The sequence below is a fragment of the Methylobacterium mesophilicum genome, assembly GCF_036441335.1.
Taxonomy (GTDB): domain Bacteria; phylum Pseudomonadota; class Alphaproteobacteria; order Rhizobiales; family Beijerinckiaceae; genus Methylobacterium; species Methylobacterium mesophilicum_B.
The window spans coordinates 107,402-127,822 of sequence record NZ_MLBW01000028.1 but is presented as its reverse complement, the minus strand read 5'-3'; the positions used below and the strand labels follow the sequence as shown (position 1 = coordinate 127,822).

General features: G+C 72.9%; 14 protein-coding genes and 3 pseudogenes. 5 read left to right on the top strand and 12 right to left on the bottom strand.

The genetic code is table 11. The features are described 5' to 3' along the window. Nucleotides 1-165: 165 nt before the first annotated feature. From MMR14E_RS18770 to MMR14E_RS18750, 5 genes are all read left to right on the top strand, one after another. Complete coding sequence (locus MMR14E_RS18770; protein ID WP_331316336.1) at nt 166-1,266, top strand: SMP-30/gluconolactonase/LRE family protein; 1,101 nt, start codon at nt 166-168, stop codon at nt 1,264-1,266. Nucleotides 1,267-1,460: 194 nt separating this feature from the next. Beyond that, complete coding sequence (locus tag MMR14E_RS18765) at nt 1,461-1,817, top strand: hypothetical protein (RefSeq protein WP_331316335.1); 357 nt, start codon at nt 1,461-1,463, stop codon at nt 1,815-1,817. A 414-nt stretch (nt 1,818-2,231) separates the two neighbouring features. Next, nucleotides 2,232-4,595, top strand: a complete 2,364-nt coding sequence (locus tag MMR14E_RS18760; RefSeq protein ID WP_419539370.1) for a PAS domain-containing protein — start codon at nt 2,232-2,234, stop codon at nt 4,593-4,595. A gap of 238 nt (nt 4,596-4,833) precedes the next feature. Then, a complete protein-coding gene (locus MMR14E_RS18755; protein ID WP_331316333.1) occupies nt 4,834-5,394 on the top strand; it encodes a PAS domain-containing protein in 561 nt (186 codons plus the stop codon). Next, a complete protein-coding gene (locus MMR14E_RS18750; RefSeq protein WP_331316331.1) occupies nt 5,375-8,851 on the top strand; it encodes a CheR family methyltransferase in 3,477 nt (1,158 codons plus the stop codon). Before MMR14E_RS18755 ends, MMR14E_RS18750 begins: the two co-directional genes overlap by 20 nt. A gap of 424 nt (nt 8,852-9,275) precedes the next feature. On the opposite strand, the gene MMR14E_RS18745 is transcribed toward MMR14E_RS18750, so the two are convergent. The 12 genes and pseudogenes from MMR14E_RS18745 to MMR14E_RS18685 form a co-directional block, all read right to left on the bottom strand. Beyond that, nucleotides 9,276-9,749, bottom strand: a complete 474-nt coding sequence (locus MMR14E_RS18745) for a DUF1236 domain-containing protein (protein ID WP_331316330.1) — start codon at nt 9,747-9,749, stop codon at nt 9,276-9,278. A 44-nt stretch (nt 9,750-9,793) separates the two neighbouring features. Further along, on the bottom strand, nt 9,794-10,024 hold the full coding sequence (locus MMR14E_RS18740; protein WP_020096055.1) for a hypothetical protein: 231 nt from the start codon (nt 10,022-10,024) through the stop codon (nt 9,794-9,796). 166 nt (nt 10,025-10,190) lie between these two features. After that, nucleotides 10,191-11,603 carry an amidase gene (locus MMR14E_RS18735; RefSeq protein WP_331316329.1) on the bottom strand — a complete coding sequence of 471 codons (1,413 nt, stop codon included), beginning with the start codon at nt 11,601-11,603 and terminating at the stop codon, nt 10,191-10,193. Then, the gene (locus MMR14E_RS18730; protein ID WP_331316327.1) at nt 11,584-12,435 is read right to left on the bottom strand and encodes a DUF1028 domain-containing protein; all 852 of its coding nucleotides are present in this window, start codon (nt 12,433-12,435) and stop codon (nt 11,584-11,586) included. Before MMR14E_RS18730 ends, MMR14E_RS18735 begins: the two co-directional genes overlap by 20 nt. Then, nucleotides 12,351-12,533, bottom strand: a pseudogene (locus MMR14E_RS18725) (DUF1028 domain-containing protein); the annotation flags it as partial. The gene MMR14E_RS18730 and the pseudogene MMR14E_RS18725, both read right to left, overlap by 85 nt. Before the next feature lie 149 nt (nt 12,534-12,682). After that, nucleotides 12,683-13,426 carry an ABC transporter ATP-binding protein gene (locus MMR14E_RS18720; RefSeq protein WP_331316325.1) on the bottom strand — a complete coding sequence of 248 codons (744 nt, stop codon included), beginning with the start codon at nt 13,424-13,426 and terminating at the stop codon, nt 12,683-12,685. Continuing rightward, nucleotides 13,419-15,073: pseudogene (locus MMR14E_RS29305) on the bottom strand (ABC transporter permease subunit). Before MMR14E_RS29305 ends, MMR14E_RS18720 begins: the two are co-directional and overlap by 8 nt. A 151-nt stretch (nt 15,074-15,224) precedes the next feature. Next, the gene (locus MMR14E_RS18705) at nt 15,225-16,058 is read right to left on the bottom strand and encodes a branched-chain amino acid ABC transporter permease (RefSeq protein WP_331316322.1); all 834 of its coding nucleotides are present in this window, start codon (nt 16,056-16,058) and stop codon (nt 15,225-15,227) included. Between the two features lie 252 nt (nt 16,059-16,310). Next, on the bottom strand, nt 16,311-17,477 hold the full coding sequence (locus MMR14E_RS18700) for a substrate-binding protein (RefSeq protein ID WP_331316321.1): 1,167 nt from the start codon (nt 17,475-17,477) through the stop codon (nt 16,311-16,313). Between the two features lie 37 nt (nt 17,478-17,514). After that, nucleotides 17,515-18,360 carry a nitrilase family protein gene (locus MMR14E_RS18695; protein WP_331316320.1) on the bottom strand — a complete coding sequence of 282 codons (846 nt, stop codon included), beginning with the start codon at nt 18,358-18,360 and terminating at the stop codon, nt 17,515-17,517. A 174-nt stretch (nt 18,361-18,534) separates the two neighbouring features. Further along, nucleotides 18,535-19,161, bottom strand: coding sequence for an ANTAR domain-containing response regulator (locus MMR14E_RS18690; RefSeq protein ID WP_331303682.1), 627 nt, complete (start codon nt 19,159-19,161; stop codon nt 18,535-18,537). Beyond that, nucleotides 19,158-20,338, bottom strand: a pseudogene (locus MMR14E_RS18685) (transporter substrate-binding domain-containing protein). The gene MMR14E_RS18690 and the pseudogene MMR14E_RS18685 overlap by 4 nt, the downstream one beginning before the upstream one ends. Between the last annotated feature and the right edge of the window lie 83 nt (nt 20,339-20,421).

The window sequence follows — 20,421 nt, the reverse complement described above, 5'->3', positions numbered from 1 at the left end:
TCTCGGCCGGATCCAGCCCCGGCGAAGCGTCGCAGGTGCCTCCTGCGCGGCCTGCGCCGGATTCGCGCCGGACTCACGACTGCGGCCGATGGGACCGGCCCGGAACACCGCGCGTTCCGCGGGCTTACCGGGCGAGACGCTTCACCGCCGGACCGGAATCCCACCATGCGCGCCACGCTCCTCGCCCTCCTGCTGGCCGTCGGCCTGGGCACGCCCGGCCGCGCCGCCGAGGCGCCGGCCGGGTCCGACGCCCTCAAGCCGATGGTGGAATCGGACGACCTCGTCTTCAACGGCATCACCCGGTCCTCGGACGGCCGGCTGTTCTCGCCGTTCCAGCGGCAGAGCAAGGACAAGGGGATCGAGCTCGGCGAGTGGCGGGACGGCAAGGCGGTCCCGTTCCCCGACGCGGCCTGGAACGCCTGGAAGACGGGCGACGACCCGGCCAAGGCCTTCGTGGCGGTCAACGCCATCCGCATCGGCCCGGACGGGGACCTCTGGGTGGTCGACAAGGGCGCGCCCGGCATGGGCGCGGCGCCGCTGCCGGGCGGCCCGAAGCTCGTGCAGATCGACCTCGCCACGAACGCCGTGCGCAGGGTCTACCCGCTGCAGGCGGCGACCACCGAGAAGAGCTTCATCGACGATTTCCGGTTCAACGGCGGCCGCATCTACCTGACGGATGCCGGCCAGCCCGGGCTGATCGTCCTCGACCGCCAGACCGGCGGCCTGCGGCGGGTGCTCGACGGCCACTGGTCGACCATCGCGCAGCGCCCGCTGACCGGCCAGGGCCGGGTGCTCCGGGACGACAAGGACAGGCTGCTCTTCATCCACGCCGACCAGCTGGAAGTCTCGCCGGACGGCAAGACCTTCTACTACCAAGCGTGCACCGGGCCGCTCTACAGCATCGAGACCCGGTACCTCGACGACGCGTCCGTGAGCGACGACGAGCGCGCCAAGCACGTGAAGCTCCACGCCGCCACGGTGGCGACGGGCGGCACCGCCATCGACGCGGGCGGCACCATCTACGCGAGCGACACGGACGGCCTGCGGATCCTCAAGATCGCGCCGGACGGGACGATGAGCACGCTGGTCCAGGACCCGCGCCTCGTCTGGGTCGACGCGATGTGGATCGACGAGCAGGGCGGCCTGTGGATCCCGGCGGCGCAGATGAACCGCACGCCGGCGATGAGCGGCGGCGGCGCATCGGCGGTCAAGTTCCCGACGACGATCTACCGGATGCAGATCGACGCCGCGCCGCTGCGCAACTGAGGCCGGATCCGCTCGGGCTCGGCTCCGCTCGGGCTCGGCTCGGCTCGGCTCGGCTCGGCGGTGCGTTCGGCACGGGGCGCCTGACGGCGAACCCGGATCCCGGGTTACAAGTTGGATCGAGACGGGTGCCGGAGCCGAGACCGTGTCGCCAGACCCGGCACCGTCGCCCGGCACGATGATAGGATGGATCGACCATGCGCAGGATGCAGTCGTCGCGGCGGGCCGGTGCCTTCCTGGCTGCCGGCCTGATCGTCGCGCTCGCCCCGCCGGCGCGGGCCGACGCCGCCCTGGTCCTGCGGGAGACCCGGCTGCACACGCCGCCGGACTCCCACGAGCCGCAGCGGGCGATGGTCAACCTGCGCAACACCGGCCCGGACCTGGCGACGAACGTGACCGTCCTGTGCACGTTCACCGGGGCCGGCGGGGCGGTGCTCGACACGCAGCAGGCCTCGGTGCCGGAGGTCGTGGGCCTCGCCGACGTGCAAACTGAGACGATCTACTACGGCTGGCCCCGCGCGAGCGGCGCCACCTGCCGCCTCGCCGAGCCGTAGCGGGCGCCCCCATCGCCCGGGGGCGCCCGCCGGTCTCGTCGCCTTCGGGCCGGCCGACGCAGCCTTAGCGGTTTCCGCGCGTTATGGTCCGTTCCCGTAGCGTCCCAGGTCCGTTTCCGGCAGAAGGCGCCACGACCCGCCACCCTGTCGCAGCGCCAGCCCCGTGCCCGTATCACCCGCCCTCCCGGCCCCAGCGACCCGCCCCGACCGCCCCGCGCGGCCGACGGGGGACTCGGTCGCGACGCGCGGGCGCTGAGNGGACTCCGGGCGCGGGCGGTCAGCGCGGAGGGGGACGGCGACGCCCGGCCGCTCCCGCCGCCCCCCGCGGACCCGGACCGGGCCGGCTCGGCCCTCCGGGAGGCGGAGGCGCGCCTGCTGCGCGCGCAGGAGGCGGGCGGGATCGGCCTGTTCACCGTGGGGGTCGCGGACGGGCTCCTGCACCCGACCCCGCAATTCTGCCGGCTCTACGGCCTGCCGGCGCGCGACACCTACCCGGCCGAGCTGGTCGAGGCGCTGATCCTGCCGGAGGACCGGGCCCTCGTCTCGACGGCGGCGAGCCGGCGCCGCGGCGACGCCCCGCGGGACGTCGTCTACCGGATCCGGCGGCCGGATACCGGCGAGATCCGCTGGATCGCGCGGCAGGGGGAGATCGAGCGCGACGCCGCGGGGCGGCCGGTGCGGTTCTCCGGGGTCGCGCGCGACATCACCGAGCAGCGCGAGGCCCGCGACGCCCTGCGCGCCGGCGAGGAGCGCTACCGCACCCTGTTCGAGGCCATCGACGACGGCTTCTGCATCATCGAGTTCTTCGACGGCCCGCACGGCCCGCTGAGCGACTACGTCCACGTCGAGGCCAATCCCGGCTACGAGCGCCACACCGGCATCGCCGGCATCGTCGGGCGGACGCTGCGCGACCTCGTGTCGGCCGAGGACGCGGAGGCCTGGCTCGAACTCTACGGCGGCGTGCTCCGGACCGGCGTCCCGATCCGATTCGAGCGCTTCTTCGCCCAGGCCGACCGCTTCATCGACGTCTCGGCCGCCCGGATCGGGCCGGCGAGCCGGCGCCAGGTCTCGGTGCTGTTCCGGGACATCACCGCGCGCCGGCAGGCGGAGGACGCCCTGCGCGCCAGCGAGGCGCTCGCCCGGACCAACATCGAGCGCGTGCAGCTCGCCCTCGCGGCCGGAGCCATCATCGGCACGTGGCACTGGGACCTGCCGAGCGACCGGTTCACGGTCGACGAGGGCTTCGCCCGCAGCTTCGGCCTCGACCCGGCGCTGGGCCGCGACGGCATCCCCCTCGCCCAAATCGTCGCGACCGTGCATCCGGACGACCAGCCCGGTCTGGCGGCCGCGATCAACGCGGCCGTCGCCCGCGGCGGCGCCTACGCGCACCAGTACCGGGTGCGCCGCGCCGACGGGCACTATTACTGGCTGGAGGCCAACGGCCGCGTCGACCACGCGCCCGACGGCACGCCCCTGAGCTTCCCCGGGGTCCTGATCGACGTGGACGAGCGCCGCGCCGTCGAGGCGGAGCGGGACCGCGTCACCGCGGCGCTGCGCAGCCTCAACGAGACCCTGGAGCAGCGGGTCGCCGAGCGCTCCGCCGAGCTGATGCGCGCCGAGGAGGCCCTGCGGCAGTCGCAGAAGATGGAGGCGGTCGGCCAGCTCACCGGCGGGCTCGCCCACGACTTCAACAACATGCTGGCCGGCATCGTCGGCTCGCTGGAGCTGATGCAGACCCGGATGCTGCAGGGCCGGGTCGGCGACCTCGACCGCTACATCGGCGCGGCGCAGGGCGCGGCCAAGCGCGCCGCCGCCCTGACCCACCGCCTGCTGGCCTTCTCGCGCCGCCAGACCCTCGACCCGAAGCCGACGGACGCGAACCGCCTGGTCGAGGGCATGATGGAGCTCGTCCGCCGCACGGTCGGCCCGTCGGTGGCGATCGAGTCGGTCGGGGCCGGCGGCCTGTGGCCGACGCTGGTCGACCCGAGCCAGCTCGAGAACGCGCTGCTCAACCTGTGCATCAACGCCCGGGACGCGATGCCGGCGGGCGGGCGCATCGTCATCGAGACCGCCAACCGCTGGCTCGACCACCGGGCCGCCCAGGAGCGCGAGCTGGAGCCGGGGCAGTACGTGACCCTCTGCGTCTCGGACAACGGCACCGGCATGACCCCCGACGTGGTCGCCAAGGCCTTCGACCCGTTCTTCACCACCAAGCCGCTGGGCGAGGGCACGGGCCTCGGCCTGTCGATGATCTACGGCTTCGCCAAGCAGTCGGGCGGGCAGGTCCGGATCTACTCGGAGGTCGGCCAGGGCACGATGGTCTGCCTGTACCTGCCCCGCCATCTCGGCGAGGCGGAGGCCGAGGCGAGCCTGCCGGACCTCGCCCACGCGCCCCGCGCCGAGCAGGGCGAGACGGTCCTGGTGGTGGACGACGAGCCGACCGTGCGGATGCTGGTGACCGAGGTGCTGGAGGATCTCGGCTACGCGGCGATCGAGGCGGCGGACGGCGCCTCGGGGCTGAAGGTGCTCCAGTCCGACGTGCGCATCGACATGCTCATCACCGATGTCGGCCTGCCCGGCGGCATGAACGGCCGCCAGATGGCCGATGCCGGCCGCCAGCACCGCCCGGACCTGAAGGTCCTGTTCATCACCGGCTACGCCGAGAACGCCGCGCTCAACCACGGCCATCTCGGGCCCGGCATGCAGGTGATGACGAAGCCCTTCGCCCTGGAGGCGCTCGCCACCCGCATCCGCGGCATCATCGGCGGCGAGGGCTGAGGTCCGGAGGCCGCGGGCGGCTGGTGCCCCGGAGGCACACGGCGTCGCAGGGACGCGCGGAACGGGTTCGCCGGCCCGGACGTCATTGCCATACCGCGGCGGCGCGCCCATGAGGGCGTCCTCGCGGGCGTCCTCGCGGGCACCATCGCGGGCGTGCTCGGCACGGGGCCCGTCGGGCGGGCGGCCCTGGGAGAGGATCGGCAGGACCGTGCCGAACGGAGGCGACAGGGAATCTACCGTGCACACGCAGACCATCCCGGCCGAACTCACGACCTTCTTCGAGAAATCCCACATCGCCCTGGCATTGGCCGCGGCGGGCGACGACAACGTCCTGCTCCTGGTGAACGAGCGGTTCCACCAGCTCACCGGCTACACGGGCGCGGAGGTCGTCGGGCGCAATTGCCGCCTCCTCCAGCGCGACGCCGACAACCGGGAGGCGCGGGCCAAGATCCACGCCTTCCTGGAGAACGACCGGCAGGACACGGTGCGCACGCCGATCCTGAATTTCCGCAAGGACGGGAAGCCCTTCGTCAATCTACTGTACATGTCCAAACTGAAGGCCCTGTCGGGCGAGGTGCGCTACCTTTTCGCATCCCAATTCGACGTCAGCCGCTCGCAACCCGAGTTGCTTTCCGCCTACGATGCCGAACTCGGCCGGACCCTGTCCCGGCTGACCCCGACGCTTGCGGAGAGTGGGCTCATCATCGAGGGCTCGCTGATGACGATCGCCAACACGGTCGCCACGGTCGCGCAGGCCAAGCTCACGCTCGCGGATCTCGATGCACCAGGATTTCCTTAACGCCCCCGGAGGCGAGGCCTCGGAGGTCCTGGACGGCGCCGGCACGGTGACCGCCCCGCCCTTCGCCGGCCCCGTCGTGGGCATCGGCGCCTCGGCGGGGGGGCTTGAGGCCCTGCGGGAGATGCTGGCGCGCGCCCGGCCGCCGACCGGCATGGCCTTCGTCATCGTCCAGCACCTCGACCCCAACCACGAGAGCATGCTGGCGCAGCTCCTTGACCGGCAGACCGAGCTGGAGGTGCTCCAGTGCGAGGGCGGGGAGCGGATCGCGGGCGACAAGGTCTACATCATCCCGCCGGGGCGCGGCCTCGTCATCCAGAACGGCGTCCTCGAACTCACCCACTTCGTCCAGCCGCGGGGCCTGCGCCGGCCCATCGACGACTTCTTCCTGTCGCTGGCGGTCGACCAGCAGGCCAACGCCGCCTGCGTGATCCTGTCGGGCACGGGGGCCGACGGCACGACCGGCCTGCGCGCCATCAAGGAGCACGGCGGCGTCTGCGTGGTGCAGCAGCCCGACACCGCCCGCTACGACGGCATGCCGCTCTCGGCGGTCGGGACCAGCCTCGTCGACTTCGTGCGGCCGCCGGGCGAGATCGTGGACTGCCTCACGAGCTTCTTCCGCCGCCGGGGCACCGACGCCGTCGACGACGAGGCCCGCCTCGTCGCGGACCACATCGACGACCTCTGCCGGGTCATCCGCGCGGCGGTGGGCCACGACTTCTCCGGCTACAAGCGGACCACCCTGGTCCGGCGGGTCGAGCGGCGCATGCACGTCCTCGGGCTCGACTCCGCCCGGGCCTATCTCGGCCGCGTCCGGGCCGACAAGGCCGAGTGCGAGGCGCTGTTCCGCGACCTCCTCATCAACGTCACCCGCTTCTTCCGCGATGCCGAGCTGTTCGAGATCCTGCGGGAGCGGGCGGTGGAGCCGCTGCTGCGCACCCGCGACCCCGAGGAGGACATCCGGGTCTGGATCCCGGGCTGCTCCAGCGGCGAGGAGGCCTACAGCATCGCCATGCTGTTCGCCGACGCCGCCCGCCGCCTCGGCCTGCCGCCGGCGGTCCAGATCTTCGCCACCGACATCGACGAGCGCATGCTCCAGATCGCCCGGGAGGCGACCTACCCGGCCGCCGCGCTCGCCGACATCCCGGCCCACATGCGGGAGCGCTACATCGTCCCGCACGCCGAGCGCTTCACCGTCGCGGCCGAGATCCGCGACCTGATCCGCTTCTCCAGCCACAGCCTGGTCAAGGACCCGCCCTTCTCGCGGGTCGACCTCCTGTCCTGCCGCAACCTGCTGATCTATTTCGACGAGCGCCTCCAGCAATCGGTGGTGCCGCTGTTCCATTACGCGGTCCGGCCGGGGGGCTACCTGTTCCTCGGCCCCTCGGAGAGCGTCAGCCGGTTCGAGCACCTGTTCCCGGTCATCGACCAGCACGCCCGCCTGTTCGAGCGTCCGCCGGGCGCGCCGCAATACCCGATCGACCTGCCCGGGAGCGCCCGGCGCGGCGAGACCCGGCGCGGCGGCCGCGAGGAGCGGCGCGGCGAGCCCTCGATCGCCGACGAGACCGTGGCGGTGCGCCGCGTCATGGAGCGCTACGCCCCGCCCAGCATGGTGCTCAACGAGGATGGCGGCATCATCGCCGCCTACGGGCGCCTGAGCCGCTACTTCGACTTCCCGGTGACCCGGACCGGCGGCACCAGCGCGATCACCCTGGCGCGCCCGGGCCTGCGCGACGTGATCGGGCCGCTGCTCCGCCAGACCCGCGACGCGCGCAAGCGCGTGGTCGTCCGCGACGTGGAGATCCGCTCGGAATACGGCGTCCAGCCGGTGGAGCTGATCTGCGATCCCCTGCCCGACGGCTCGATGCTCCTGGTCCTGCGCGACACCGGCGCCTTCCGGGCGGCGGACGACCTCGACCTGATCGAGATGGATGCCGGCGGCGACCACGTCGAGGCGCTGGAAGAGGAGCTGCTGCGCACGCGCTACAAGCTGCGCTCGGCGGTCGAGGAGCTGGAGACGACGAACGAGGAGCTGAAGAGCTCCAACGAAGAAATGATGTCGATGAACGAGGAGCTCCAGTCGACGAACGAGGAGCTGTCCACGGTCAACGACGAGCTGAAGACCAAGGTCGAGCAGCTCACCATCGCCAATGCCGACCTGCGCAACTTCTTCGAATCCACCGACCTCGCCGTCGTGGTGCTCGACCGCGAGTTGAAGGTGCGCAGCTTCACCACGTCGGCCACCACGATCTTCCCGCTGCAGCCGGGCGATCGCGGCCGCCCCCTGGCCGACGTGTCGAGCCGGCTCGCCGGGCACGAGTACCTGCACGACGCCCAGGAGGTCTGCGCCGGCGGCTCGGTGATCCAGCGGCGCGTCGCCACCCGGGACGGGGAGCGCACCCTCTCGCTGCGGGTGCTGCCCTACCGCCTGCAGAACGGCAGCGTCGACGGCGCCACCCTGGTGCTCACCGACATCACCGAGGCGCTGTCGCTGGAGCGCCAGCTCGCCGCGGAGCGCGAGCGGCTGGAACTGGCCGTGAAGGCCGGGGGCATCGGCGTCTGGGAGTACAGCCCCGATGCCGGGACCGTCGTGGTCGACAGCACCGCCGGCACGATGTTCGGCCTCGCGCCCGACGCCCCGCACCCGACCGCCTCCCTGGCGGCCAGCGTGCTGCCCGAGGACCGTCCCGGCTTCGAGGCGGCGCTCGCCCAGGCGGCGCACGGGCTGGACGAGTTCGAGGCGCGCATCCGCGTGCGCGCCGCCGACCACGCGCCGCGGCACATCCGCAGCTACGGGCGCCTGACCCGGAGCGGCGACCGGAAGCGGATCGTCGGCGTCTGCATCGACGTGTCGCCCGAATACGCGCTCGCCGAGACCCGCGACCTGATGCTGCGGGAGATGAACCACCGGGTGAAGAACCTGTTCGCGATCATCGGCGGCATGATCTCGGCGGGCGCCCGCACGCACCGGGAGATCGGCGTCTTCGCCACCGACATGCGCGACCGCATCTCGGCCCTCGGGCGGGCGCATTCCCTGGCCGACCCGTCCGACGGCCAGGGCATGAGCGACCTCGCGGGCCTGATCGGCGCGACCCTGCGCCCGTACCGCGACCACGTCCCCACGGTGATCGAGGGTCCCCTCGTGGCGATCAACTGGCGGCACGTCTCGTCGCTGGCGATGATCCTGCACGAGTGGGCGACGAACTCGGTGAAGTACGGCGCGCTCGGGTCCGACGACGGCGCGCTGTCGGTCACCTGGGACCGGCAGGCGGAGGGGCTCGTCCTGGACTGGTGCGAGCGCGTGGCCCGCGTGGCCGAGCCGCGGCCGGGCCGGGGCTTCGGCACCCTGCTGGTGGAGATGTCCCTGCGCCAGCTCGAGGCGCGCGTGACGCGCAGCCACGACGCGTCGGCCTACCGGATCACCCTGCACCTGCCGGAACTGGTGCTCACGCGGGGGTGAGGCGGCGGCCGATCCCGCCGCGACCGGCAGCGCGCCCGCGGCGGGGCCGGCGGATCCGCGCGTCCGTGTCGGCAGCGGCTTCAGGACCGGCCGCGGGTCCCCTCTCCCGTGCGGGAGAGGGACAGGGTGAGGGATGCGGCCTCACCGAGAAAGTCTCGACCTCGGCTGAACGGCGACGGGGCGCTCGATCCTGATCCTTCTCGTCCCTCACCCCGGCCCTCTCCCGCCCGGGAGAGGGGGTCCGTCGCGCCCCGCCTCCGGCGCCCGAGCCCATGGCCGGACTCATGGCCGGACCCATGCCCCCGCGGGACGCGCGATCTCTCGTCCCCTCGCCCCGCGCAGTGCACACGCGCGACGGCCCGCCCGGCGATGCCGAACGGGCCGTCCTGCCTGGCGGAGCGCCGGGATCCCGGCGCCTACCCGATCAGTCGATGACTTCGACGATGCGGTGGCCGCGATCGACCAGGACGGGCTGGTCGTTCACGACGGTGTAGCGGTAGCCCGGCCGCACCCGGTACTCGGTGGGCACGTCGTAGTAGGTGACGCTGTCCTCCGGCAGCACGGTGCCGACCCGGACCGGGCCGCCCCAGCTGTACGAGCTTCCTGCCGATCTACGCCGGCGTCGGCCGCTCCCTCGACGCGATGGCCGAGCGCGAGCGCGGCGCGCTCGGCGTGCTCGGGCCGTCGATCCGCCTCGGCCTGTTCGTGATGGAGCGGTTCCACCTCGCCGTGCGCCACTGGAGCCGGGTGCGCGAGTTCGCGGCCGGACCGGGCCGGCCGCATCGGCGCCGACCGCCGCACCCTCGGCCGCGCCCCGCAGGGTGCCCTGCGCCTGGGCGGCCACCGGGAGGGCGAGGAGGCCGGCCGTCGCCAGCGACAGAAGTAGCTTGTTGGTCATGCTGAGATCTCCAGGGTCGTCAGGGCGTCGCTGTCCGCCGCGGATCAGTTGCAGCCTTCCTTGTGGACGGTCTTGGAGTTGCCCATGCCGTCCTCCTTGTGGACGGTCTTGGAGCCGCAATCGACGCTGCCGGTGGTGACCTCGCGCTTCTCGACCACGGTGTCGCGGTGGTCGACGACGGCGGGCCCGTCCCGGCGGATGACGGTGGTCTCCTCGGCGCTCGCGGCGCCGCACAGGGCCGCGAACAGGGCGCCCGAGAGGATGATGGTGCGCATAGATAGCCTCCTGACTTCAATCGAAGCCAGCAACGGCAGCGGCGGAGAAAGGGTTCCACGCGCATTGATCGGTAGATCACGCGGATATTCGCGATGCGGCACGGTATTGGTTGTGTACAATCGACCGCCCCGGTCCCGCACAGCTGCGCGGGACCGGGGCGGCGCCTCAGCCGGCCAGGGGCGGCACCCGGGACCACCACGCGTGCGCCCGCTCGTACTGGTGGGCGACGCGCAGGATCTCGGCCTCGGCGAAGGGCCGGGCGGCGATCTGGAGGCTGATCGGCAGGCCGCGCCGGTCGAAGCCGCAGGGCAGCGCGAGTGCCGGCAGGCCCGCGAGGTTGAACGGGTAGGTCAGGCGCCAGGAGGCCGCCAGCACGCTCTCGGCGCGCCCGCCGAGCGTCACCGCGGACTCGTCCGCCCGCCACGCGGTCAGCGGCGAGGCCGGCCCGACGATCACGTCGGCCTCGGCCAGGACGGCGGCCATCTCGTCCATGATCAGGGCCCGCACCCGCTCGGCCCGCAGGTAGTCCGGCCCGGTCACGAGCCGGCCCATCTCCACGAGGTCGCGGACGTCGGCGGCGAAGCCCGCCACGTGGCCCCGGGCGAGGTTGCGGTCGTGGTAGGCGGTCGAGGAGGCGAGCTCGATGGCGTAGATGGCGCCGAGGCCGTGGCGCAGGGACGGCACCGCGACGTCGCGCACCGCGCAGCCCCGGTCTTCGAGGAAGCGGAGCGCCGCCTCGACGGCGTCGGCGACGTCGTCGTCGACCGCGTCGAAGAAGTGGTTGCGGATCACCGCGACCCGCAGGCCCCGGATCGGGCGGTCGAGCCCGGCCGTGTAGTCGGGAACCGGCGCCGCGCTGGCCGCGGGATCGCCGGCATCCGGGCCGGCGAGCGCCTGCAGCATCAGGGCGGCATCAGCCACCGTCAGGGTCAGCGGCCCGGCATGGTCGAGGGACCAGGAATGCGGCACGATCCCCGACCGGCCGACCCGGCCGTAGGTCGGCTTGAGGCCGACGATCCCGCACAGGGCGGCCGGGATCCGGATCGAGCCGCCCGTGTCCGAGCCGAGGGCGGCCGGGCAGAGGCGCGCCGCGACCGCCGCGCCGGAGCCGCCGCTGGAGCCGCCGGGCACCCGGTCCGGATCCCAGGGGTTGCGGGTCGGCGGCGTGACCATGCCCCAGGCGAATTCGTGCATCCGCGTCTTGCCGAGGATCACCGCGCCGGCCGCCCGCAGCCGCGCCACGGCGTGGCTGTCGGCCGCCGGGAAGGTCAGGGCCTCCACCGCCGTGCCGGCCCGGGTCGGCATGTCGGCCGTGGTGTAGTTGTCCTTGACGGCGATCGGGATGCCGTGGAGCGGGCCGCGCGGACCCGTCCGGGCGATCTCGGCATCGGCCGCGCGCGCGGCGTCGAGGGCCGCGGCCGGGAGGTGGACGAAGCTGCTCAGGGTACCGTCGAGCCGCGCGATCCGGTCGAGGCAGGCGCCGACGAGCTCGGCGCTCGACACTTCCCGCGCCGCGATCCGGCGCGCGAGCTCGGTGATCGGCGCCTGCCAGAGGGCGTCAGTCGCGGCGGTCGTCATGGGGCACCCGGCGGTAGGGGAGCGTCGGATCGAACACGACCGGCGGGTGGATGTCCGCGAGGTCGAGGTCGCGCAGCCGCGCGATCTCGGCGAGCACCGGCGCGAACTGAGCCAGCAGGTGCGCGACTCGCGCAGGGTCCTGGCGCAGGCCGATCACGTCGCGCAGCAGGTCGGGGGCTGCAGCCCCGGCAGCGCCCGGTCGCTCGGCGGGGGGCCTGAGCAGCATCGCCACGACGTCGTCCGGCAGGGCACCGGCCGGGCCGTCCTTCCGGGGCATGCCGGCCACGAACGGCACGAGCTGACGGCGGGCGACCGCCAGGACGCGGCGCAGCTCGGCGACGGGCTCCGCGTGCTCGTCGACCCGCAGGTCGAGGAGCGGGTAATCCTCGCCGGCGACGATCGTGAGCGCCGCCGACTGCTTGCCGCGCCGGTCGCCGCCGGCCGCGTCGCCGGCCTCCAGGGCGCGCATCAGCCGCTCGTCGAGATCCCGGGCGGCGCTCCCCGCGAACGCCTCCGCCATGGCGTCGATCACGCCCGGCCCGGCGAGCATGTTGCCCTGGACGGCGAAGCCCGCCCCGGTGCGGTGGCCGCCCTCTGCCGTGCAGCCGGCGCCGGTCCAGGCGGCGGCCCGCCCCTGNCGGCGGCCCGCCCCTGCCCGTCGACGAGGCCGAGCTGGCGCAGGTCCGGCCGGTCGTCGGTGGCGAGCGCCGCCGCCAGCGCGGCGTCGGGATCCTGCCCACCGGCCAGCCCGTCGAGGATGCGGGCGGCGAGGTAGGGGTTCACCCAGGACTGGGTGGTGACGGCCCCGATCCCGGCCCTGAGGAACGGGCACAGCCCGCCCACCGCCGGGACGGCGCTCGCCACCGCGACGCCGAGCTGGCCGGTCCGCGGGCAGCGGGCGGCGATCGAGAAGGTGTTGAGTTCTCTCATGCGCTTACGGCTTCCTCCTCCCTGCTCCCGATCCACCACCGTCTCTGCGAGCGCAGCGAAGCCATCCAGCAGCGCTCCGTCCGGGAGCGTGGCGCGACCCCGGGTCGCTTCGCTGCGCTCGCGATGACGGTGGCGGATCCGGGCCGACCTCACACCGCCAAGTGATCGATGACGCGCGCCTGCGCGTCCGGTACCCGGGCGGGACCGCTGTCGACGATCTCGCCGAGCTTGAGCACCGCGTAGCGGTCGGCGAGCGCCAGCGCGAAGGCGACGTGCTGCTCCACCACCAGCATGGACACGCCCGAAGCCCGCTCGGCCTCGAGCACGCCGCGCAGGCGCTCGACCATCGAGGGCTGCACGCCCTCGGAGATCTCGTCGATCAGCAGGAGGCGCGGGCGCAGCATCAGGGCGCGCCCGAGGATCAGCATCTTCTGCTCGCCCCCCGAGAGGGTGCCGGCCCGCTGGGCCAGCCGGTCCTTCAGGAACGGGAAGTGGCCGAACAGCCGCTCCAGCGCCTCCGGCAGCATCCGGTCGGCGGGCACCGCGAGGCGCAGGTTGTCGCGGATCGACAGGTCCTGGAACAGGGGCTGCTCCTGCGGCGCGTAGCCGACGCCGAGCGCGTTGAGCTTGGCCGGCGTGAGGCCGGCGAGCGCCTGGCCCCCGACCGTGACGGCGCCGCCGCGCAGGGCCACCATCCCCAGGACGGTCTTGAGCAGGGTGGTCTTGCCCATGCCGTTCTTGCCCAGCAGCGCCACGATCTCCCCCGGCCCGACCGAGAGGGACACGTCCCTCACGATGGAGACGGCGCCGTAGCCGCTCGACACCCGGTCGAGGGCGAGGGCGGCCCCCGCCGGCGCGATCTGCCGTGCTGCCCGCCGCGCTGCCTCACCCATGGCCGCCTCCCGAATAGATGGTCCGGACCAGTTCCGAGCCGACGACGTCCTCGACCGTGCCGTCCAGGACCAGCCGGCCCTGGTGCAGCACCACGATCCGGGACGAGATCTCGCGCACGAAGTCGAGGTCGTGCTCGACCAGCACGGCGGCGATCCGGCCCTCGGCCGTGAGCGCCTTGAGGACGGTCCCGATGGTGGTGCGCTCGGCCTTGGTCAGGCCGGCGGTGGGCTCGTCGAGCAGGATCAGCCGCGGCTCCAGCGCGACCACCATGGCGAGTTCCAGCGCCTGCTTCTGGCCGTGCGACAGGAGGCGCGTCGGCCGGGTCAGCAGGCGGTCGAGGCCGGTCATGCGCAGGACGTCGAGGGCCGGCTGCGGCAGGCCCAGCGTCTCCGCCTGCCCGACCGGGCTCAGGCCGTCGCGGGACGCCCGGGCGAGTCGCAGGCAGTCGGCCACCGACAGGCTCTCGAACACGCTCGCCACCTGGAACTTGCGCCCGACCCCGAGGCCGACGATCCGGTTCGGCGTCAGCCCGGTGATCGGCGTCCCGCCGATGGCGATCGCGCCCTTGAACGGCTCGGTGCCGTCGCTGAGGCAGCGCATCAGCGTGGTCTTGCCGGCGCCGTTGGGCCCGACGAGGCTGACGAGCTCGCCCGCCCGGATCTCCAGGTCGATGCCCTCCAGAACCGTCAGGGCGCCGTAGGCCTTGGCGAGGTTCTCGACCTTGAGGATCGGGAGCCCGGTCCCGGTCGGCTCCGACCCGGCCGCCCGCGCGGCGAGGCGCGGCGGCGCGGCCTCGGCGCGGCCTCCCGCCGGCCCGCCGGCAGCGCCCGCCACAGGCGGCCGACGAGGTCGGCGAGGCCGCCCGGCAGCAGGATGATGATGGCCACGAAGGCCGTGCCCAGGAGGAGCTGCCAGAGGAACGGCAGGTCGCCCGACAGGTTCGCCGCGAGGTAGTCGATGGCGACGGTGCCGAGCACCGGGCCGAGCAGCGTGCCGCGGCCGCCGAGCGCCACCCAGATCACCAGCTCGGTGCCGAACAGGAAGCCGGCATTCTCGGGCGCGACGACGCCCGAGGCGTTGGCGAACAGGAAGCCCGCGAGCCCCGCCACGGCGGCGAGCGACGCGGTCAGGCGGATCTGCAGGCGCCGCGGGTTGAGGCCGAGATAGGCGCAGCGCGCCTCGTTGTCCCGCAGCGCCACGAGGGCGCGGCCGGCATCGGCCCGGACTAGGATCCAGGCCGCCAGGGTGACGACGATCAGGAACAGCGCCGCGAGGCGGAAATAGCCCTCGATCTCGAAGGGCAGGACGTCGAAGCCGACGAGGCCGCTGCTGGAACCGGTCCATTCCCCGCCCGAGTAGATGAGCTGCACCACGACGATCGGGACGACCAGCGAGATGACCGAGGCGTAGAGCGGTGTCGAGCGGTGGTAGAAGGACAGCCAGCCGACCGCGAGGCCGAGCAGGGCCGGCGCGACCAGCGCCGCCGCGACCGCCGCGGCGATTCCCAGCGGCGTCGCCCCGTAGGCGGCGAGGATCATCGCGGTGGCGTAGGCACCGATGCCGAAGAACGCCGCCTGCCCGAAGGTCAGGATCCCCGCGAAGCCCCAGAGCAGGTCCACCGTGACGGCCAGCACGGCGTAGATCATGGAGCGGGTCAGGACGTTGACCGCGAAGGTGTCGAGGAAGAGCGGCGCGATCCAGAGGGCCAGCGCCGCCAGGGCCGCGACCACGAAGGGCGCGGCGCGGGACAGGCGGCGTCCGGGCGCCGCGGCGGCGCGCTCGGCGACGGGCAGGGTTTCAAGCACGGGAGAAACCTTTCGGGCTGATCCGCAGCACGAGGGCGGCGAGCACCGCGACGGCGATGCTGCCCAGGATCGGGCTCACGAAGGTGCTGATCAGGACCTGCGCGGCCCCGAAGACGAGGCAGGCCGCCGCGAGCGCCACGTACGAGGCGTCGGCGACCATCACCAGCATGAAGGCGCCGATCAGCCAGGAGACGCCCATGTTCGGATCGACGCTGGTGAGCGGCGTCAGCAGGACGCCCGCGAGCCCCGCGAAGCCGGCGCCGAGCATGAACACGACGAGGCGCACGCGGCCCGTGTCGATGCCGAGGCTGCGCGCCAGGGTCTCGTTCATGATCACCGCCCGGGCCGAGAGGCCGAGCCGGGTCCGCTCGATGGTGAGCGCGAACAGCGTGCCGATCGCCAGCGCGATGCCGAGCGCCACGAGGCGGTAGGCCGAGTAGTCGACGCCGAGGACCTCGACGGTCCCGGCGTAGAGGTTCGGGGTGAGCTGAACGTCCCGGCCGAAGGCCAGCGTGATGAGCTGGCCGACCACGATGCCGAGCCCCCAGGTGGCGAGGATCGCGTCGAGGGGCCGCCGGTAGAGCGGGCGGATGATGAAGTGCTCGGCGAGCCCGCCGAGCGCCGCGCCGACGATGAAGGCGAGCGGCAGGGCCAGCCATGGATTGAGCCCGAGCCGGGCGGTCACCACCGCGCAGTAGGCGCCGACCGTCAGCCACGCCCCGTGGGCGAAGTTGATGATCTTGAGCACGCCGAAGATCGCCAGGAGGCCGATCGAGACGATGAACAGGATCGCCGCCGTGGTCAGGATGTCGAGGGTCAGCAGCATCGGGGTTTCCGGGTGCGCGGGAACGGCAGAGGGCGCGGCGGGTGGCGACGCGCCCCCTGCCCCGCGGAGGCTACGGTGATCACGGATCTCCGGTGGACACCGGCGGTGGTGGCAGGACGCGACCTGCCCCCTCTCCCGTCCGGGAGAGGGGACCCGCGCTTCGTCTCGCAGCCGCGCAGCGGGGACAGCAGCGTGGATCCGGCAGCCTCGACGGGCGATGGAGATCTTCGGATCCCCCGGCCCCGCCCCTTCTTACTGCAGCTTCGGGCACTGCGCGCCGGGATCGACGTCCTTGAAGGTGCCGGCGACCTTCACGGTGCCGTCCTTCTGGATCTGGCCGAGGTACATCGTCAGCGGCGCGTGGTGCTGCTTGTTCATGGCGATCGTGCCGCGCGGCCCGGTGAAGCTCACGCTCGGCAGCGCCTCGAGCACCTTGGCGGTCTCGGTCCCGCCGGCCTTCTCGACGGCGGCCTTGTAGAGGTAGATCGCCTCGTATTCCGGCACCGAGAGGTCGTTCGGGGTGCGCAGCTCGGCGCCGAACTTCTTCTGCATCGCCGCCAGGAAGGCCTTGTTCTCCGGGCTGTCGATCCCGGTGACGTAGGAGGCCGAGAGGTAGACGCCCTCGGCGTCGGCGCCCATGCTCTTGGCGGTGCCCTCGTCCAGCGCGAGGTTGGCGAAGGGCAGCGACACGCCCGCGCCGCGCAGCTGCTTGGTCAGCGTCACGTTCGGCGCGCCGCCCGCGGTCGAGGTGATCAGCGCGTCGGGCTTGGCCTCCTTCAGCTTGGAGATGATCGCCGTCCAGTCGCTGCCGTCCATCGGCAGGTACTCCTCGCCGACCACCTTGCCGCCGGTCTTCTCGACGTAGCTCTTGGCGAAGCCCAGCATGCCGCGGCCGAAGGCGTAGTCGCTGCCGATCAGGAAGTAGGTCTTGGCGCCCTTCGCCTTGAAGGCGTCCACCACCGGCGGCACCTGCTGCTCGGGTACCCAGGCATCCACGAACATGTTCTTGTTGCAGGAATGGCCCTCGTAGAACGAGGTGTAGATGTACGGCACCCGGCCCTTTGTGACGGCGGGCAGGCCGGCGTTGCGGGCCGCACTCGTCTCCATGGAGATCAGGACGTCGACCTTCTTCTGGTAGATCAGGCTGTCGAAGGCCTTCTGGGCGCCGGCCGCCCCGGAGGCGTCGTCGGCCACCTCCAGGACGAGCTTGCGGCCGAGCACGCCGCCCTTGGCGTTGATCTCCTCCACGGCCAGCTCGGCCGACTGCACCACCGAGGGGGCGACGACGCTGTTGGCGCCCGACAGGCCGATCGGGATGCCGATGACGATCGGCTTGCCGTCGGCGGCCTGCGCGGCCGTGGCGGCCTGTGCGGCGGCGAGGGCGAGCGCCGCGGCGCCGACGAGGGACCATTTCACCATGAACGAACTCCTTGGATGACGACGGTGCGAAGCGGACTCAGCCGTAGATGTCGGCGCGGCGGTCGCGCAGGAGCGAGTTGAACGCGTTGAGGTCCTTGCGGCCGGCCTCCGCGAGGTCGACCAGCGCCGAGACCGTCTCGGTGCGGTCCCGGCTCGCCGGGCCGGCGAGCGGCCAGCCCTTGGGGCCGATGATCAGGCTCTGCCCCTCGAAGGGCTGGCCGCGCTCGATCCCGACCCGGTCGGCGCAGGCGATGAAGATCCCGTTCGAGTGGGCGGCGGCCCGGTGCAGGGTGTTGGCCATGGCGGCCTCGCCCGCGGGCTGGTCGGGCATCGGCACCCAGTTGGTCGGGATGCAGACGATCTCGGCGCCGGCGAGCGCGAGCTGCCGGAAGGTCTCGGGGAACCAGCCGTCGTAGCAGATCGCGACGCCGACCTTGCCGAGCGCGGTGTCGAAGACCGGGAAGCCGAGATCGCCCCTGGCGAAGAACACGTTCTCCCGGTCCCAGAGATGCGCCTTGCGGTAGGTGCCGATATAGCCCTCCGGCCCGACGATCACGGCGGCGTTGTAGAGGACGTCGCCGGCGGATTCGGCGATCCCCGCCACGATGTGCACGCCGAGTTCCGCGGCGAGCGCCGCCCAGGCGCGGGTCGTCGGTCCGTCCGGCACCGGCTCGGCCAGGGCGGCGGCCTCCGCGGCGGATTCGAACACGTAGCCGGTGCTGGCGAGTTCCGGCAGCACGATCAGCCGGCCGCCCTCGGCGGCGGCCGCGCGGACGCGGTCGGAGGCTCGCGCCAGATTCGCCGCCACCGCGCCGAATTCCGGCTCGCACTGGATGCAGGAGACCCGGATCGGCGGGCGCGCGGGATCGTTCGCTTGGACCATGAAAGCTCCAAAACGCAAAAAGCCCCTGGGCGCAGACAAGATCGTCCGCGAACCAGAGGCTTCAAAGCCGTGATGTCGTGCAGCACTGCTGCTGCGGGGCAACCTTGCCCGGTAAGACTACGATACGCGCCGCACTCCGGACCGCAAGACCATAAATGCGGCAGGCTGCTGCGATCAGGTCTTTTCCGCCAACGCGATGCGCAGGCCGAGACCGCTCATCGCCTCGTGGGCCGAGACCACGCTCTCGGCCACGCTCGCCATCGGCACCCGGGCGGCGGTGGCCCGGTCGCGGAGCATCTTGTAGGCGGCGTCCTCGTCGATCCGGTTCAGGTCCACGAGCAGCCGGACCGCCTTCTCGACGGTGCGGCGGCCCTTCATGGTCTCCTCCAGCCGGTTGATCTTGCTGGTCAGCCGCCCCTCGTAGCCGCGCCGGTAGCGGGCCAGGGCGAACTGGGTGAGCACGCCCCGCGGGTGGAGCGGCTTGTTGAGCACGCCGTGGGCGTTGACGTCGGCGATCGCCTTCAGCGAGGTCGGGCTCTCGTAGGCCACGATGGCGATGACCGCCGGCTCGATCGCCTCGATCGACGGCAGCAGGTGCATCACCTGGGCGTCGTCGAGCTGGATGAACAGCGTGTCGATGTCGGCCGGCAGGGCGGCGGGCGGCGGCCACGCCAGGGAGACCGCGCAGCCGAGGCGGCGGAGCTGCTCCAGCAGCGCGGCGCCCTCCTCGTCCCGGGGATGGATGACGAGGGCGCGGGCGCGCCGCAGGTCGTCCAGGATCTTGCGGGCGGGGCCGGTCACGCGGCGAGCCCCTCCTCCAGCCAGTTCGTCTCGAACCGGGACCACGCGAGGTACGGGTCGGGCCGCACCGGCCGCCGCGCCCGCCAGACCACGTCGAACTGCCCGTCCGCGCGGGCGACGCCGATGCCGGGCGTGAGCCAGATGTGGCGCGTCTCGCCGTCGAAGGCGAGCTCGCCCTCCGGCGCCGCGAGGCGCTGGCGCAGGGNGGCGCCGCGAGGCGCTGGCGCAGGGCCGCCGCGCCGAGGCGCTCGGCGTCGAGGGTGCCGGCCTCCGCGAGCGCCCGGGCGAAGAGGTGGACCTGCGCGTAGGCGGTCTCCGACCACATGCTGGTGGGGCGCTCGGCCCCGAACCGGGCCTGGAAGGCGGCGACGAAGCGCCGGTTCTCCTCGCCGGGCAGCGCCCCGAAATAGGGCGCCGCCAGGACGTGGCCGGTGCAGTGCTCGGGGCCGATCGCGCGGATCTGGCCCTCCGCCAGGGTCAGGCTGGCGATCGGGCAGCGGGCGCGGTCGATGCCGGAATCCGCGTAGGCGCGGTAGAGCCGCTCGGCGCCGCGCCCGACCACGGTGGAGAAGACCGCGTCCGGAGCGGCGTCGCGGATCGCCGCGATCATGGCGGCGTGGGCCGCGTCGTCCGCGTCGAGGGCCGCGTACAGCTCGCCCACGATGGCCCCGCCCTTCGCCTCGATCAGGTCGCGCATGACCCGGTTCGATTCCCGCGGGTAGATGTAGTCGGACCCGATCAGGAAGATCCGGTTGCCGTGCTCCTGCAGCAGGTAGTCGGCCAGGGCGAAGACGTTCTGGTTGAGGGTCGCCCCGGTGTAGATGATGTTCTCCGAGTACTCGAAGCCCTCGTAGATCGACGGGTACCAGAGCAGGCCGTTGTGCCGCTCCACGGTGGACATGACCGACTTCCGGCTCGCCGAGAGCGAGCAGCCGAACACCACCTCGACCCCGTCCTCGGCGAGCATCCGCCGGGCCAGGGTGCGGTAGGCGTCGGTGTCGCCGGCGGGGTCGTAGCAGATCGGCTCGATCGGCCGCCCGAGCACGCCCCCGGCCCGGTTGATCTCCTCGATCGCCAGGGCGGTGCCGAGGAAGTGCTCGGTCTCGGTGATGCCGCTCACCCCGCTGCGGGAGAACAGGACGCCGACCCGCCACGTCGCTTCATCCCTGGCCGCCATGGTCCCCCCGGGCTCGCCGCAGGCGCCCGGAGGGCTGCGTGCCCCGCTGTCCTAGCCGAGGGAGCACCCGCTGCGAAGGCTCC

Excerpts from the sequence above, each read along its gene's own strand:
- MMR14E_RS18720 (WP_331316325.1), bottom strand. The coding sequence starts at position 13,426 with ATGGGTGAGGCAGCGCGGCGGGCAGCACGGCAGATCGCGCCGGCGGGG.
- MMR14E_RS18705 (WP_331316322.1), bottom strand. The coding sequence starts at position 16,058 with ATGCTGCTGACCCTCGACATCCTGACCACGGCGGCGATCCTGTTCATC.
- MMR14E_RS18745 (WP_331316330.1), bottom strand. The coding sequence starts at position 9,749 with ATGACCAACAAGCTACTTCTGTCGCTGGCGACGGCCGGCCTCCTCGCC.
- MMR14E_RS18750 (WP_331316331.1), top strand. The coding sequence starts at position 5,375 with ATGCACCAGGATTTCCTTAACGCCCCCGGAGGCGAGGCCTCGGAGGTC.
- MMR14E_RS18765 (WP_331316335.1), top strand. The coding sequence starts at position 1,461 with ATGCGCAGGATGCAGTCGTCGCGGCGGGCCGGTGCCTTCCTGGCTGCC.
- MMR14E_RS18700 (WP_331316321.1), bottom strand. The coding sequence starts at position 17,477 with ATGGTGAAATGGTCCCTCGTCGGCGCCGCGGCGCTCGCCCTCGCCGCC.
- MMR14E_RS18740 (WP_020096055.1), bottom strand. The coding sequence starts at position 10,024 with ATGCGCACCATCATCCTCTCGGGCGCCCTGTTCGCGGCCCTGTGCGGC.
- MMR14E_RS18735 (WP_331316329.1), bottom strand. The coding sequence starts at position 11,603 with ATGACGACCGCCGCGACTGACGCCCTCTGGCAGGCGCCGATCACCGAG.
- MMR14E_RS18695 (WP_331316320.1), bottom strand. The coding sequence starts at position 18,360 with ATGGTCCAAGCGAACGATCCCGCGCGCCCGCCGATCCGGGTCTCCTGC.
- MMR14E_RS18770 (WP_331316336.1), top strand. The coding sequence starts at position 166 with ATGCGCGCCACGCTCCTCGCCCTCCTGCTGGCCGTCGGCCTGGGCACG.